General features: G+C 38.0%; 13 protein-coding genes. All 13 read left to right on the top strand.

Annotated elements, in window-relative coordinates:
• Positions 1 to 224 precede the first annotated feature (224 nt).
• The 13 genes from recG to MKX31_RS17140 all read left to right on the top strand — a co-directional run bounded on the left by recG (position 225) and on the right by MKX31_RS17140 (position 13,907).
• Complete coding sequence (recG, locus tag MKX31_RS17200) at positions 225 to 2,273, top strand: ATP-dependent DNA helicase RecG (RefSeq protein WP_064475000.1); 2,049 nt, start codon at positions 225 to 227, stop codon at positions 2,271 to 2,273.
• Positions 2,274 to 2,361: 88 nt separating this feature from the next.
• Positions 2,362 to 2,955, top strand: coding sequence for a transcription factor FapR (gene fapR, locus MKX31_RS17195; RefSeq protein WP_340981362.1), 594 nt, complete (start codon positions 2,362 to 2,364; stop codon positions 2,953 to 2,955).
• Positions 2,952 to 3,944, top strand: a complete 993-nt coding sequence (gene plsX / locus MKX31_RS17190) for a phosphate acyltransferase PlsX (RefSeq protein WP_046956482.1) — start codon at positions 2,952 to 2,954, stop codon at positions 3,942 to 3,944. Before fapR ends, plsX begins: the two co-directional genes overlap by 4 nt.
• A gap of 14 nt (positions 3,945 to 3,958) precedes the next feature.
• Positions 3,959 to 4,903 carry an ACP S-malonyltransferase gene (fabD, locus tag MKX31_RS17185; RefSeq protein WP_340981361.1) on the top strand — a complete coding sequence of 315 codons (945 nt, stop codon included), beginning with the start codon at positions 3,959 to 3,961 and terminating at the stop codon, positions 4,901 to 4,903.
• Positions 4,903 to 5,643 (top strand): 3-oxoacyl-[acyl-carrier-protein] reductase, encoded by a 741-nt coding sequence (fabG, locus tag MKX31_RS17180; RefSeq protein ID WP_064475003.1) that lies wholly within the window; start codon positions 4,903 to 4,905, stop codon positions 5,641 to 5,643. The genes fabD and fabG overlap by 1 nt, the downstream gene beginning before the upstream one ends.
• Before the next feature lie 69 nt (positions 5,644 to 5,712).
• Positions 5,713 to 5,946 carry an acyl carrier protein gene (acpP, locus tag MKX31_RS17175; protein ID WP_000786062.1) on the top strand — a complete coding sequence of 78 codons (234 nt, stop codon included), beginning with the start codon at positions 5,713 to 5,715 and terminating at the stop codon, positions 5,944 to 5,946.
• Between the two features lie 58 nt (positions 5,947 to 6,004).
• Positions 6,005 to 6,742: a ribonuclease III gene (gene rncS / locus MKX31_RS17170; RefSeq protein WP_001146867.1), complete on the top strand. Its 738-nt coding sequence runs from the start codon at positions 6,005 to 6,007 to the stop codon at positions 6,740 to 6,742.
• A 147-nt stretch (positions 6,743 to 6,889) separates the two neighbouring features.
• Entirely contained in the window at positions 6,890 to 10,459 is a 3,570-nt protein-coding gene (smc, locus tag MKX31_RS17165; RefSeq protein ID WP_064475004.1) for a chromosome segregation protein SMC, read from the top strand.
• Positions 10,460 to 10,474: 15 nt separating this feature from the next.
• A complete protein-coding gene (gene ftsY / locus MKX31_RS17160; protein WP_000007644.1) occupies positions 10,475 to 11,464 on the top strand; it encodes a signal recognition particle-docking protein FtsY in 990 nt (329 codons plus the stop codon).
• A 133-nt stretch (positions 11,465 to 11,597) separates the two neighbouring features.
• On the top strand, positions 11,598 to 11,930 hold the full coding sequence (locus MKX31_RS17155) for a putative DNA-binding protein (protein ID WP_000891061.1): 333 nt from the start codon (positions 11,598 to 11,600) through the stop codon (positions 11,928 to 11,930).
• A 12-nt stretch (positions 11,931 to 11,942) separates the two neighbouring features.
• On the top strand, positions 11,943 to 13,292 hold the full coding sequence (ffh, locus tag MKX31_RS17150) for a signal recognition particle protein (RefSeq protein ID WP_048546014.1): 1,350 nt from the start codon (positions 11,943 to 11,945) through the stop codon (positions 13,290 to 13,292).
• Positions 13,293 to 13,392: 100 nt separating this feature from the next.
• Positions 13,393 to 13,665 (top strand): 30S ribosomal protein S16, encoded by a 273-nt coding sequence (gene rpsP / locus MKX31_RS17145; RefSeq protein WP_000268750.1) that lies wholly within the window; start codon positions 13,393 to 13,395, stop codon positions 13,663 to 13,665.
• A gap of 14 nt (positions 13,666 to 13,679) precedes the next feature.
• A complete protein-coding gene (locus MKX31_RS17140) occupies positions 13,680 to 13,907 on the top strand; it encodes a KH domain-containing protein (protein ID WP_000737397.1) in 228 nt (75 codons plus the stop codon).
• Positions 13,908 to 14,028: the final 121 nt, after the last annotated feature.

Below are 14,028 nucleotides of genomic sequence, written 5' to 3'. Positions count from 1 at the left end.
ATATGAAGTTCATTACTAGTTCTTATTCAAAAGGCTAGCATATTGAAGATAAAAAAGAGCCTTGCTGCTAATAGTGAGGCTCTTTTCTTTCGTATTGCTTATGAGGGATTTGAGTAGTTTCTCTAAGAATGCCTATGATAGAATATATAGGGTGAAAGAGAGCGATTACAGATGTCAATAGTATGAATGAATCAAAGAAAATAATGTGACGGAGCGTGAGAATCTTGAATGAAGTTGTACAAGTTCCTGTTACGGATGTAAAGGGAATCGGAGGAGAAACATCTGAATTACTACACGAGATGGGAATTTATACAGTTTCTCATCTATTAGAACATTTTCCGTACCGTTATGAAGATTATGCGATGAAAGATCTTGCTGAAGTAAAGCATGATGAACGTGTAACAGTTGAGGGAAAGGTTCATAGTGCTCCTTTACTGCAATATTATGGGAAGAAGAAGTCGCGTCTTACGGTTCGTGTCCTCGTCGGTCGTTATTTAATTACAGCTGTATGCTTTAATAGGCCGTACTATAAGCAGAAGTTAAATTTAAATGAAACAGTAACGATTACTGGTAAATGGGATCAGCACCGTCAAACGATTGCGGTATCAGAGCTTCATTTTGGACCAGTTGTACGTCAACAAGAAGTAGAGCCTGTATACTCAGTGAAAGGGAAACTTACAGTAAAACAGATGCGCCGTTTTATCGCCCAAGCGTTCAAGGAGTATGGAGAATCTATAGTTGAAGTGTTACCTGATGGATTGCTAAGTCGATATAAATTATTGCCGCGTTATGAAGCGATTCGGGCGTTGCATTTTCCAGCAGGACAGGAAGATTTAAAACAAGCACGTCGCCGTTTTGTATATGAGGAGTTTTTCTTATTTCAGCTGAAAATGCAAACATTACGGAAAATGGAGAGGGAAAATTCGAAAGGGACGAAAAAAGAAATTCCTTCAGCAGAATTGCAAGAGTTTATCGATGCACTTCCGTTTCCATTAACTGGTGCACAGCGTCGGGTAGTAGATGAAATTATGAAAGATATGACATCTCCTTATCGGATGAATCGTCTGTTGCAAGGTGATGTAGGTTCTGGGAAAACAGTCGTTGCAGCAATTGGCCTTTATGCAGCGAAGTTAGCACATTATCAAGGTGCTTTAATGGTTCCTACAGAAATTTTAGCAGAGCAACATTATCAATCGCTCGCAGAGACGTTCTCGCACTTTGGTATGAATGTTGAATTGTTAACCAGTTCTGTTAAAGGTGTAAGGCGTCGAGAGATTTTGGCAAAATTAGAACAAGGAGAAATAGATATCCTTGTTGGAACACATGCTTTAATTCAAGATGAAGTTATCTTTCATAGGTTAGGTCTTGTTATTACTGATGAACAACATCGATTTGGTGTAGCGCAGCGACGAGTTTTAAGGGAGAAAGGTGAAAGTCCGGATGTTTTATTTATGACGGCGACGCCAATTCCGCGTACGTTAGCAATTACTGCATTTGGAGAGATGGATGTTTCTATAATCGATGAGATGCCAGCTGGTAGAAAGGTAATTGAAACATACTGGGCAAAACATGATATGTTAGATCGAGTTCTTGGTTTTGTGGAGAAGGAGATAAAAAAAGGAAGACAAGCATATGTTATTTGTCCCCTTATTGAAGAATCTGAGAAACTTGATGTGCAAAATGCGATTGACTTACATAGTATGCTGACTCATCATTATCATGGGAAATGTCAAGTCGGATTAATGCATGGCAGACTCTCATCTCAAGAAAAAGAAGAGATAATGGGACGATTTAGTGAAAATAAAGTGCAAATTCTTGTGTCGACAACAGTTGTTGAAGTAGGTGTGAACGTACCGAATGCGACTGTAATGGTTATTTATGATGCAGAGCGTTTCGGTTTATCGCAGCTCCATCAGCTCAGGGGACGTGTTGGGCGTGGTAGTGAACAATCATATTGTTTATTAATCGCGGATCCAAAATCGGAAACGGGAAAAGAGCGAATGCGTATTATGACCGAAACGAATGATGGATTTGTATTGTCAGAAAAAGATTTAGAGTTAAGAGGTCCTGGAGATTTCTTTGGAAGTAAGCAAAGTGGTTTACCAGAATTCAAGGTTGCTGATATGGTACATGATTATCGAGCGTTAGAAACAGCTAGACAAGATGCGGCGTTACTAGTAGAGTCAGAAGCGTTTTGGCATAATGATCAGTATGCTTCGCTGCGTACTTATCTTGACGGGACAGGTGTGTTCCAAGGAGAGAAGCTCGATTAAAGGGAGGCAACGAAAGTTTTTGTTGCATTCTACTTTTAATGATTATATACTACTGTTAGTACCTAGTCATAAAAATGGATGGTGCGGTATGAAAAAAAGAAGAAGTAAAAAAGAAAGACAAGAATTATTACAACACACAATAGAAACGAATCCTTTTATTACGGATGAAGATTTAGCAGAAAAATTTCAAGTGAGTATACAAACCGTACGTCTTGACCGTATGGAATTATCTATTCCTGAATTAAGAGAAAGAATTAAACATGTAGCTACAAAGCAACATGAAGAAGATGTAAAATCTTTACCGTTAGAAGAGGTTGTCGGAGAAATTATCGATATAGAATTAGATAGACATGCGATTTCTATCTTTGAAGTGAAGGTAGAACACGTATTTAAAAGAAATCAGATTGCCCGTGGGCATCATTTGTTTGCACAAGCAAACTCACTAGCTGTTGCAGTTATTGATGAAGAATTAGCTTTAACTGCAAAGTCTACCATTCGATACATTCGTCCTGTAAAATTAGGAGAGCGTGTTGTTGCAAAAGTGCGCGTTGAAGATGTAGAGAATGATAAAGGACGGACCGTTGTCAAAGTGCGTAGCTTTGTTGGAGAAGAACTTGTTTTTACAGGCACTTTTGAAATGTATCGATCTAGTAATTATAGTGAGGAAGGTAACAACTTATGAAAATCGCAATAGATGCAATGGGCGGCGATCATGCTCCAAAGGCTGTCGTATTAGGAGCAATGAAAGCTATTAAAGAATATTCTGATTTACATATTACGTTAGTAGGGAAAGAAGAGGAAATTCGTCAATACTTAACGAGTGAAGAGCGAATTACTATACTTCATACAGATGAAAAAATCGAATCGACAGATGAACCAGTAAGAGCGGTTCGTCGAAAAAAACAAGCTTCAATGGTACTAGCAGCGCAGCAAGTGAAAGACGGCGTAGCCGATGCTTGTATATCAGCTGGTAGTACAGGAGCTTTAATGGCGGCTGGATTGTTTGTTGTAGGTCGTATGGAAGGAATTGAGCGACCAGCTTTATCCCCTACAATGCCAACTGTTGATGGAGAAGGTTTTGTTATGTTAGATGTTGGAGCGAACGTTGATGCAAAACCAATTCATTTATATCAATATGCAGTAATGGGATCTGTATACGCTGAGAAAGTAAGAGGAATTAAAAATCCTCGCGTTGGACTTTTGAATGTTGGAACAGAGGATGGCAAAGGGAACGAACTTTCAAAACAAGTCTTTGCAATGCTTAAGGATGCCCCAATTCATTTCGTTGGGAACGTTGAATCAAGAGATTTATTGCAAGGTGTAGCAGATGTTGTTGTGTGTGATGGTTTTACAGGGAATGTAGCGCTGAAATCATTAGAAGGAACAGCACTTGCGTTATTTTCTATGTTAAAAGAGCAGTTAATGAGTTCATTTACGAGCAAATTAGCAGCAGCGGTATTAAAGCCAAAACTTATGGTATTAAAAGATAAAATGGATTATTCGGAGTATGGAGGAGCGGCGTTATTTGGATTGAAAGCTCCTGTCATTAAGGCTCACGGTTCTTCTAATGACCAATCAATATTTAGTGCGATTCGTCAAACGAGAGAAATGGTAGCGAAAGAAGTTATTCCTACTATTTCAAGCGTAATGGAGAAAGAGCCACTCCAATAAGAGGAGGATTTGAAATGGGAAAACTAGCATTTCTTTTTCCGGGCCAAGGTTCACAGGCAGTTGGAATGGGTAAACAGTTAGCGGAGAATAATAAAGAGGTTGCAAATGTGTTTGCAAAAGCAGATGAGGTGTTGCAAGATTCACTTTCAGAAGTGATTTTTGAAGGGCCGCAAGAAAAGCTTACGTTAACGACAAATGCACAGCCTGCCTTATTAACAACGAGTTTTGCTATTTTGACAGCTTTGAAAGAGTATGATATTACACCAGACTTTGTTGCAGGACATAGTTTAGGTGAATATAGCGCTCTTGTAGCAGCGGGTGCAATAACTTTTGAAGACGCTGTATATGCTGTAAGAAAACGTGGGGAATATATGGAAGAAGCTGTTCCTGGCGGAGAAGGTGCAATGGCGGCTATTTTAGGTGCTGATCCACATATGCTGAAACGAGTTACAGAAGAAGTAACAAGTGAAGGATATGCAGTGCAAATCGCTAATATGAATAGTACGAAGCAAATTGTGATTTCTGGAACAAAGCAAGGAGTCGAGATTGCTTCTCAAAGAGCGAAAGAAAATGGTGCAAAGAGAGCAATTCCGCTTAAGGTAAGTGGACCGTTCCACTCTTCGCTTATGAAGCCAGCAGCGGAGAAGTTCCAAAGTGTCTTAAATGAAATTACAATTCAAGATACGAATATTCCTGTTATCGCAAATGTAACAGCAGACGTTATTACAAGTGGTGCACATATTCAAGAAAAGCTAATTGAACAGCTCTATTCGCCTGTCTTATGGTACCCGTCCATTGAAAACATGGTGAGTCAAGGGGTAGATACATTTATTGAGATTGGACCTGGGAAAGTACTTGCTGGACTTATGAAGTCAATTGATCCATCAGTAAAAGCATATGCGATATATGATGAAGAGACATTAAAAGATACCATTTCAAATTTGAGAGGAGAAAACTGATGTTAAAAGGGAAAGTGGCATTAGTAACTGGCGCTTCACGTGGAATTGGTCGTGCGATTGCGATTGATTTAGCGAAACAAGGGGCAAATGTTGTAGTAAATTATGCTGGTAATGAGCAAAAGGCAAATGAAGTAGTTGATGAAATAAAGAAATTAGGTTCGGATGCAATTGCAGTAAGGGCAGATGTTGCAAATGCTGAAGATGTTACAAATATGGTGAAACAAACTGTAGATACATTTGGACAAGTTGATATTCTTGTAAATAATGCAGGTGTAACAAAAGATAATTTATTAATGCGTATGAAAGAAGAAGAATGGGATACAGTTATTAATACAAACCTAAAAGGTGTATTCTTATGTACGAAGGCAGTATCTCGATACATGATGCGCCAGCGTCATGGACGTATTATTAATATCGCTTCTGTTGTTGGAGTGACAGGTAATCCAGGACAAGCAAACTATGTTGCTGCTAAAGCGGGTGTAATTGGATTAACAAAAACATCAGCAAAAGAGTTAGCGAGCCGTAATATTACTGTAAATGCAATTGCTCCTGGGTTTATTGCGACTGATATGACGGATGTATTAGATGAAAATATAAAAGCCGAAATGTTAAAGTTAATTCCTGCAGCTCAGTTTGGTGAAGCGGAAGATATCGCAAATACTGTAACGTTTTTTGCTTCTGATCAAAGCAAATATATTACAGGGCAAACGTTAAATGTTGATGGCGGAATGGTAATGTAATAAAAGAATCGATTTCAACTAGTTTTTTTGTCCAATATTTAATATAATATTTGAGGGGAGGTGAATGGAATGGCAGATGTTTTAGAGCGTGTAACAAAAATCATCGTTGATCGTTTAGGTGTAGAAGAAACTGAAGTAGTACCAGCTGCGAGCTTTAAAGAAGATTTAGGCGCAGACTCCCTAGATGTAGTAGAACTTGTAATGCAATTGGAAGATGAATTCGAAATGGAAATTTCTGATGAAGATGCTGAAAAGATTGCTACTGTTGGCGATGCTGTGACTTACATAGAGAGTCATCTATAATGCTTAAGTGAAGTCCCGTTTTTTAGCGGGGCTTCTCGGCTTATATCTGGAGGGACTTATGCCGTACCGAAAACATAGAGAAAAAAAATACGAAACAAAATATCGTGAAGCGTTTAAAGTATTTCAAGAAGAGATAGGTATTACGTTTTCAGATGAAAAATTATTGATTCAAGCATTTACGCATTCATCGTATGTGAATGAGCATCGAAAAAAACCGCATGAAGACAATGAGCGTCTCGAATTCCTTGGAGATGCAGTATTGGAACTTACTGTGTCGCAGTATCTGTTTCAAAAATATCCGACAATGAGCGAAGGAGAGTTAACAAAACTACGTGCAGCTATTGTATGTGAACCATCTCTTGTTCGTTTTGCAAACGAGTTGTCATTTGGTAGCCTTGTTTTATTAGGAAAAGGTGAAGAAATGACAGGTGGACGTGAACGACCAGCTTTATTAGCGGATGTCTTTGAAGCGTTTATTGGTGCCCTTTATCTTGATCAAGGGTTAGAAACAGTATGGGGATTCTTAAAAGAAATTGTATACCCTAAAATTAATGAAGGTGCTTTTTCTCATGTGATGGATTATAAGAGTCAATTACAAGAGTTGATTCAGCGTGATGGTAGTGGCAATATTGAGTATCAAATTTTGCAGGAAAAAGGACCGGCCCACAATCGAGAATTTGTGTCACGTGTTACGTTAAATAACGTGGCTTTAGGTCTTGGTAGTGGCAAGTCGAAAAAAGAAGCAGAGCAACAAGCTGCTGCAGAGGCATTGAAAAAATTAAAAGAACAACTATAAGGAATCCCCCTTTGAATGAGGGGGATTCCTTATGCATAGAATGAAACTTTCTTTTTGTTTGTGAATAAAGGGAAGGGAAATCCGTATAATAGCTTGTTTTTGTATAGACAACAGTTATAACAACGGAGAATAGGAGGAAGGCCTTTCGTGTTTTTAAAAAGATTAGAAATAGCAGGGTTTAAGTCTTTTGCTGAGCGTGTATCTGTTGATTTTGTCCCAGGTGTAACTTCTGTAGTAGGACCTAATGGAAGTGGGAAAAGTAATATTACTGATGCGATTCGCTGGGTACTTGGTGAACAATCTGCAAAATCATTACGTGGTGCAAAGATGGAGGATATTATTTTTGCAGGCAGTGATACGAGAAGAGCAGTTAATGTTGCTGAAGTAACAATAACTTTAAATAATGAAGATCAACGTTTACCGATTGAATATAATGAGGTGTGTGTAACGCGTCGTGTATCTCGTTCTGGTGATAGTGATTTTTATATTAATAAACAATCATGTAGATTGAAAGATATTATCGATTTATTTATGGACTCTGGTATGGGAAGAGAAGCTTTTTCGATTATTAGCCAGGGGAAAGTTGAAGAGATATTAAGTAGTAAATCAGAAGAACGTCGTGGTGTATTTGAAGAAGCTGCGGGAGTACTGAAATACAAACTTCGTAAAAAGAAAGCTGAAGTAAAATTAGCAGACACACAAGAAAACTTAAATCGTGTACAAGATATCATTCACGAATTAAGTAGTCAAGTAGAACCTTTAGAAAGACAAGCTTCTATTGCGAAAGATTATCTTGAGAAAAAAGAAGAATTAGAGAAAGTAGAAGCGGCGCTTATTGTACATGAAATTGAAGAATTGCATGAGAAATGGGAAGCGCTTCGAAATCAGTTTGGGCATAATAAAAACGAAGAAGCTAAAATGTCAACGCATTTACAAAAAGGTGAAGAAGAGCTTGAGGAATTACGAGGACAATTACAAGCAGTAGACGAGTCTGTAGATTCCTTACAAGAAGTACTTCTTCTTTCTAGTAAAGAGCTAGAAAAGTTAGACGGACAGCGTGAGTTATTAAAAGAGAGAAAACAAAATGCAACGACGCATTGTGCACAACTCGAACAGTTAATTGTTGAATTAACAGAGAAAGCTACAAGTTATGATGGTGAAATTGAATCCAGTACTGAAGTGTTGATGCAATTTGTAAATCAAGTAAAAGAGTTGGAGACAAAATTGCATGATAATGAGCTACTGCTGGCAACTTTTGCTGACAATTTAGAGGAACAAATTGAGAATTTAAAAGGTGACTATATTGAACTTTTAAATCAACAAGCTAGTCATCGTAATGAGTTATCTATGATTGAAGAACAATCTAAACAACAAAACTCAAAAAATGAACGCCTCGATGAAGAAAATGCGAAATATGTAGAAATACGCATGGAAATTACAGCGAAAAAGACGAAACTTGTGGAAAGTTATGAACAAGTGAAAGAAAAAGTAGCTGGTATCCTTTCGAATATACAAAAGACAGAAGCGGCACTTGGGAAATGCAAGACGCAGTATAGTGAAAATGAAACAAAACTGTATCAAGCGTATCAATTTGTACAACAGGCACGTTCTCGAAAAGAAATGCTAGAAGAGATGCAAGAGGATTACTCTGGTTTCTATCAAGGGGTACGTGAAGTATTAAAAGCTAGAGAAGATAGGTTGCAAGGTATCGAGGGTGCTGTTGCAGAATTGCTAACGGTACCGAAAGAATATGAAATTGCCATGGAAATTGCTCTAGGTGCAGCGATGCAGCATATTGTTGTACAAAAAGAAGAACATGCTCGTAATGCAATTACGTTTTTAAAACAAAATAAACATGGACGAGCAACGTTTTTACCGCAAGCTGTTATTAAAAGTAGATCGTTATCATTTGAACAATTACGTATTGTAAATCAACACCCATCGTTTGTAGGTGTGGCGGCAGAACTTGTGCAGTATAACAATAAGTATGAAAATGTAGTTTCGAATTTATTAGGTACTGTTATTGTTGCGAAAGATTTACGCGGGGCAAATGAGTTAGCGAAACAACTGCAATACCGTTATCGTATTGTAACAATCGAAGGTGACGTAGTGAACCCTGGCGGTTCTATGACCGGTGGAGCGGTAAAACAGGCGAAATCTTCTTTATTAGGACGTCAACGTGAACTAGAAGAGTGGACGGGCAAGTTAACTGATATGGAAGAAAAAACAACGAAGTTAGAAAACTTTGTTAAAGCAGTAAAGCAAGAGATTCAAGAAAGAGAAGTGCAAATACGGGAACTAAGGCAAAGTGTAGAAGCAGAGCGTGTAGATGAACAGAAATTAAGAGAAGAAATTAATCGCTTAGAATTAGAAGAACATCGTATTAATGATCGTTTATCTATTTACGATTTAGAGATTGAAGGATTCTTACAAGATCAAGTGAAGATACAAGGGCGTAAAGAAGAGCTAGAACAGATTTTAGCGACTCTTCAAGCAGAGATTACGGGATTAGATAGCAAAATTGTCGCTTTAACAAAACAAAAAAGTGAGCAGCATTCTTCGAAAGAAAAAGTGCAAAAAGAAATGACTGAGTTAAAAGTGTTGGCGGCTGAAAAGCAACAACGCTTATCTAATCAAAAAGAAAAAGTTGAACGATTGACGAAGGAAAAAGAAGAAACGGATGCAACGCTTGTCAAAACGAAAGAGGATTTAGCATTCTTAAAACAAGAAATGACATCGAATTCAAGTGGTGAAGAGCAAATTACGAATATGATTGAGAAGAAAGCATATGATCGTAATCAAACTTCAGAGTTAATTCGCTCTCGTCGTGAACAACGCGTATCGTTACAAGAGAGAGTAGAACATTTAGAGCGTAATCTGAAAGAAACAACAGGTAAACATAAGTACATTCTTGAGATGCTGAAAAATCAAGAAGTAAAAATAAACCGACTTGATGTAGAGTTAGAAAATAGATTACAACATTTACGTGAAACATATACGATTTCATTTGAAGCAGCAAAACTGAAGTATACAATGATGATGCCTGCAGAGGATGCACGTAAAAAGGTGAAACTAATTAAATTATCCATCGAAGAGCTAGGCACAGTGAACTTAGGTGCAATTGAAGAGTATGAGCGTGTAGCAGAGCGTCATACATTCTTACTAGAGCAAAAAGATGACCTAGAAGAAGCGAAAGCGACATTGCACCAACTTATTACTGAGATGGATGAAGAAATGAAAAAACGTTTTTCTACTACGTTTGAAGGAATTCGAATGGAGTTTCAATCGGTATTCTCTGAATTATTTGGAGGCGGTAGAGCGGATTTAGTCATGACGAATCCAGAGGACTTATTAAATACTGGTATTGATATTGTAGCGCAACCGCCAGGGAAGAAACTGCAAAACTTAGGTTTACTTTCTGGTGGGGAGCGTGCTTTAACAGCAATTGCGCTGTTATTCGGTATTTTAAAAGTGCGCCCAGTCCCATTCTGTGTACTAGATGAGGTAGAGGCGGCTCTTGATGAGGCGAATGTTGCCCGTTTTGCGCAGTATTTAAAGAGATTTAGTGATGAGACACAGTTTATTGTCATTACACATAGAAAAGGTACAATGGAAGAGTCTGACGTATTGTACGGTGTAACAATGCAAGAGTCAGGGGTATCTAAACTTGTTTCGGTTCGTTTAGATGATGGAGAAGAACTAGTTGCAAGTAATTAGGAAGGATGGGACAGTATGAGTTTTTTTAAAAAATTAAAAGAAAAGATTTCAAAACAAACAGATACGGTAACAGAGAAATTTAAACATGGATTAGAAAAAACGAGAAATTCGTTTGCAGATAAAGTAAATGATTTAGTTTATCGTTATCGTAAAGTAGATGAAGATTTCTTTGAGGAATTAGAAGAAATTTTAATTGGTGCAGATGTCGGAGTTTCGACGGTAATGGAATTAATTGATCAATTGAAAGAAGAAGTGCAACGTCGTAACATCCAAGATCCAAAAGAAGTACAAGCTGTTATTTCAGAAAAGTTAGTAGGAATTTACAAAGGCGACAGTGAGTTTAGTAATGAAATTAATATGCAAGAGGATCAATTAACAGTTGTTTTATTTGTCGGTGTTAACGGCGTAGGGAAAACGACGACGATTGGTAAACTAGCACATAAATTCAAATCAGAAGGTAAGTCTGTCCTATTGGCGGCAGGAGATACATTCCGCGCGGGAGCGATTGAACAATTAGAAGTATGGGGCGATCGCGTTGGTGTAGAAGTGATTAAACAAGGGTCAGGATCTGATCCAGCGGCGGTTATGTATGACGCTGTACAAGCCGCGAAAGCACGTAAAGTAGACGTATTACTATGTGACACAGCAGGACGCTTACAAAATAAAGTAAACTTAATGAAAGAGTTAGAGAAAGTGAAGCGTGTAATTGAGCGTGAAGTACCGGGGGCTCCTCACGAAGTATTACTTGTTATTGATGCAACAACAGGACAAAACGGTTTAAGTCAAGCGAAAACATTCCGTGAAGCAACGAATGTTACTGGTATTGTTTTAACGAAGTTAGATGGAACTGCTAAAGGTGGTATTGTATTAGCGATTCGTAACGAAATGGATGTACCGGTGAAATTCGTTGGATTAGGAGAGCAAATGGATGACTTACAGCAGTTTGATCCAGAACAATATGTGTATGGTTTATTTGCGAACTTAGTAGAAACTGAAGAAGTGTAAGTGAAAGAAGCGGTATTTTCCGCTTCTTTTTCTATAAAAATATGTGATGTTAAGAAAAAAACTTGACACTCTTTTGTACTCCATGTAAACTAATTGATGTAAAGGGAAATCACTTAACAAAGGATGATCCAACATGCTCGAGAAAACAACGAGAATGAACTATTTATTTGATTTTTATCAATCGTTGTTAACGCAAAAACAAAGAAGTTATATGTCGCTTTATTATCTAGATGATTTATCTCTTGGTGAAATTGCGGAAGAATTTGATGTAAGTCGCCAAGCCGTGTATGATAACATTAAACGGACTGAAGCGATGCTTGAAGAATATGAAGATAAATTAGTATTACTTCAAAAGTTTCAAGAGCGACAGCGACTTGTTGCAAAGCTAAAACAGCTAATCAGCGAAGAAGAGCATGTGAATGAAGAAATGAAACAAGTTGTTGAAGCTATCGAAAAATTAGATTAGGAGGGCGGCAATATGGCATTTGAAGGATTAGCCGACCGACTTCAACAGACAATGCAAAAAATCCGCGGCAAAGGAAAAGTTTCTGAAGCCGATGTGAAAGAAATGATGAGAGAAGTTCGTCTAGCTCTTTTAGAAGCGGACGTTAACTTTAAAGTAGTAAAAGATTTTGTAAAGCGTGTGTCTGAACGTGCTGTCGGACAAGATGTAATGACAAGTTTGACACCTGGACAACAAGTAATTAAAGTCGTACAGGAAGAACTTACAGAACTTATGGGCGGAGAGCAAAGCAAAATTGCTGTTGCTAATAGGCCACCGACTGTTATAATGATGGTTGGTCTGCAAGGTGCGGGTAAAACAACGACGACAGGTAAGCTTGCGAATTTGCTTCGTAAAAAGCATAATCGTAAACCAATGCTTGTTGCAGCGGATATTTACCGTCCAGCAGCGATTAAACAGCTTGAAACATTAGGGAAGCAATTGGACATGCCTGTATTCTCTTTAGGAGATCAAGTAAGTCCTGTTGAAATTGCGAAACAAGCGATTGCAAAAGCAAAAGAAGATCATCACGATTATGTTTTAATTGATACAGCAGGTCGCCTGCATATTGATGAAGAACTAATGGATGAATTAGCGAAAGTGAAAGAAGTTGCGAAACCGGATGAAATTTTCCTTGTTGTCGATGCGATGACGGGACAAGACGCGGTAAATGTTGCACAAAGTTTCCATGAACAGTTAGGTTTAACAGGTGTTGTATTAACGAAATTAGATGGTGATACGCGCGGTGGTGCAGCATTATCTATTAAGGCGGTAACGAATACACCGATTAAATTTGTTGGTATGGGTGAAAAACTAGATGCGATTGAAGCGTTCCATCCAGAGCGTATGGCATCCCGTATTTTAGGGATGGGAGACGTCTTAACATTAATTGAAAAAGCGCAAGCTACAGTTGATGAAGAGAAAGCAAAAGAACTTGAGCAAAAAATGCGTACGCTTTCGTTTACGCTTGACGATTTCCTAGAACAACTTGGACAAGTGCGTCAACTTGGACCGCTTGATGAATTGTTAGGAATGCTTCCTGGTGCAAATAAAATTAAAGGGCTGAAAAATGCGCAAGTTGATGAAAAACAAATTGGGCATATTGAGGCAATTATTCGTTCTATGACTAAATTAGAGCGAGAACAACCGGAAATAATCAATGCTAGTCGCAAAAAGCGCATTGCCAAAGGTAGCGGTACAACAGTACAAGAGATCAATCGTTTAATCAAGCAATTTGATGATATGAAAAAGATGATGAAAACGATGACGGGAATGCAAAAAGGTAAGAAAAAAGGACTAGGTGGATTGAAGTTTCCATTCATGTAAGGAAAAAAGATGGCTCTGTTAAGAAAAAATACTTTACAAAGCAATAGTCTTTTTGCTAATATAATTATCTGTGTGAAATAAATTCGGAGGTGCTTTATAAATGGCAGTTAAAATTCGTTTAAAACGTATGGGAGCTAAAAAAACTCCTTTCTATCGTGTAGTTGTTGCAGATTCTCGTTCTCCTCGTGACGGACGTTTCATTGAGGAAATCGGTACTTACAATCCGGTTGCTCAACCAGCTGAAGTTAAGATCAACGAAGAAGCAGCATTAAAATGGTTAGGAAATGGTGCTAAACCATCTGATACAGTTCGTAACTTATTCTCTAACCAAGGTATCATGGAGAAATTCCACTTATCTAAACAAGGTAAGTAATTGAGGCAATGACTATGAAGAAGTTAGTCGAGACGATTGTCAAGCCTCTTGTCGATCATCCTGAAGATGTAAAAGTTACACAGGAACTTTACAACGGAGAGATAAAGTATCGATTAACTGTACATCCTGAGGATGTTGGAAAAGTCATTGGAAAGCAAGGGAAAGTTGCGAAAGCAATTCGAATGCTCTTGTATTCAGTGGGACATCATAATGATGAAAAAGTAACACTGGAAATTCAATAAACGTAAAAAGGGCGAGGAGTTATTTCCTCTCCCTTTTTTAACATTTAAAGAGAAGTTGCATGTTCCATATGTGAAATGGAGATGCTTAATTTATATAGAAACCAGGGGTGACATACTATTT

The organism is Bacillus sp. FSL M8-0063 (assembly GCF_038005545.1).
Taxonomy (GTDB): Bacteria; Bacillota; Bacilli; order Bacillales; family Bacillaceae_G; genus Bacillus_A; species Bacillus_A wiedmannii.
Note: the sequence above shows the minus strand (reverse complement) of the source record. Positions and strands in the feature narration are given on the sequence as shown.